At 57.3% G+C, this 597-nt stretch carries 1 pseudogene; it reads right to left on the reverse strand.

From position 1 onward, the window contains the following. A pseudogene (locus tag ACP2AV_RS15675) lies at positions 1-597 on the reverse strand (hypothetical protein); the annotation flags it as partial.

The following is a 597-nucleotide window of genomic DNA, read 5'->3' on the forward strand; positions in this document are numbered from 1 at the left end:
TGCGACCGCAATTCGATCCATGCGGTTCTTAGGTAGCCCGCCGCGCCCAGCGCCCGTCTGCTCGCCAAAGATGAAGGCCTGAAAGTATGGGGAAAGCACCAAGCGGTGTAAAAAGTCGGCCATGCCGGTCAATGCTGCACGAATGATCGCGACGTGCTGGCTTACGTTGGCCTCGTTAAAGTCATCCGGAATACGGCAGCAGCGCCCCATTGAGCCGCCCGTAATGTTCAGAAGCAAGTCAGCAGGTTTTACTGCCGTGCCGGACATCCGTTCATGTATTTCTTCGGCGATAAGAGCAACATCATCGAGGCGCAGGCCGTCATCGTAGACATTTTGCGACCGCAAGAAGGGGATGCCATTGTCTGAGTAGACCTCTTTTCCGCCCCGTGGGGTGCTTCCTGAACCCGTCTTGGAGCAGACCTCACCAATAGAGGTCAATGCCCAGCCATGAGGCAACGCAAATGGAAGTTCAGTTGCGTCATAGCCTTTTGAGGGACGCTTGATTCCAAGCCGCGCCTTCTCCTGCGCGATCCGCTTCAACAACTCCGCCGCCGGTTCATCGCCCGCATCTTGTTCCACCAGCTTCCCGCGCACGGC

Origin of the sequence: Aliiroseovarius sp. PTFE2010, from assembly GCF_049943335.1 — a bacterium.
Taxonomy (GTDB): Bacteria; Pseudomonadota; Alphaproteobacteria; order Rhodobacterales; family Rhodobacteraceae; genus JBNFVY01.